The sequence below is a fragment of the Bradyrhizobium sp. Ses1 genome, assembly GCF_059512365.1.
In genome coordinates this window covers 1-1,381 of record NZ_JCAMOQ010000168.1, presented here as the reverse complement: position 1 = coordinate 1,381, position 1,381 = coordinate 1, and the positions used below count along the sequence as shown (strand labels likewise).

The 1,381-nt window shown below is 58.9% G+C and carries 2 protein-coding genes; both read left to right on the top strand.

Going from position 1 to position 1,381, the window contains the following annotated elements:
• Positions 1-783 (top strand): ABC transporter substrate-binding protein (locus AC5ZG5_RS46160; protein ID WP_496165565.1); only part of this gene is annotated, 783 nt, incomplete at its 5' end.
• 29 nt (positions 784-812) lie between these two features.
• The coding region (locus tag AC5ZG5_RS46155; RefSeq protein ID WP_496165564.1) for an ABC transporter substrate-binding protein at positions 813-1,381 on the top strand (569 nt) is incomplete at its 3' end.

Here is a 1,381-nt window from a genome sequence, read left to right as displayed (position 1 = left end):
TCCGCACAAGACAAAGCGATCTGGAGAAGCAGCGATGTCGACTTCAACCTGAATTTCTCTGGGCCGCTCCTTCTTGAGATCGATAGAGGCCTGAGCACTACCGTTCTGGCCGGGATTCATGTCGGCTGCTTCGAGCTCTTCGCCCGGGAGGGCATACGCAGCGTCGCCGACCTGAAGGGTCGAACCGTCGGCGTCCAATCGCTCGAGTCGCCCCCGCATGTATTCCTGAGCGCGATGGCGACGCTTGTGGGGCTCGATCCCGCCAAGGACATCGAGTGGGTGACGAGCGCGAAGGTCAAGCCGATCGAATTGTTTGCAGACGGCAAGATCGACGCCTTCCTCGGATTTCCGCCAGAACCTCAGCGTTTGCGCGCGCAGAACCTCGGGCGCGTTATCGTCAACAGCGCACAGGATCGCCCATGGTCGCAATATTCTTGCTGTATGCTGGCGGGCAATCGCGAATTCGTTCGAAGAAATCCTGTTGCCACCAAGCGCGTGGTGCGCGCCATGCTCCGAGCCACGGATTTATGCGTGAGCGAACCGACCGTCGTTGCGAAGCGTATGGTGGATGGGGGGGTCGCGCCTCGCCTGGACTACGCGGTCCAGACGCTTGCGGACGTGCCGTACAACCGCTGGCGCGAGTACGATCCTGAGGACACAATCCGCTTTTACGCACTTCGTCTTCGCGAAGCTGGAATGATCAAGTCAAGCCCTGCGAAACTCATCGCGGATGGAGCTGACTGGCGGTTCCTCAACGCGGTGCGACGTGAATTGGGAGGCTGATCAACTACAGCGCTTTCGAGGAGGTCCCGATGCATACAAACCGTCGCGACTTGCTGCTGGCTGGGGCCTGCGCAGCTTCCGCAGCCCTGTTTGGGAGCGTCTCAGCTCGACTGAGGGCCGAAGAGTCCAATCCGCCGCCGGAGACTCCTACAATTCGGCTTGCGAAGAACCCAAGCATTTGTATCGCACCTCAGTACGTGGTCAGCGATCTATTGAATGCCGAGGGGTTTACAAACGTGGTTTACGTCGACTCCGACGCTGGCGTAGAGCAAACCAGAGCAATCGCGAAGGGCGACATCGACTTCACCCTGCATTTCTCTGGTCCGCTTCTTCTCGAGATCGATCGAGGTGCGAGCATTACTATTGTGGCCGGAGTTCATGTCGGCTGCTTCGAGCTGTTCGCCAAGGAGGGCATACGTAGCGTTGCCGATCTGAAGGGGCGAACCGTCGGCCAGCAGGGGCTTGGCAGTAGCCCGCACGTTTTCATCAGTGCGATGGCGGCGCTTGTCGGACTTGATCCAGCCAAGGATATCGAGTGGGTGACGAGTGCATCGGTTAAGCCGATCGAGTTGTTTGCTGAGGGTAAGATTGACGCGTT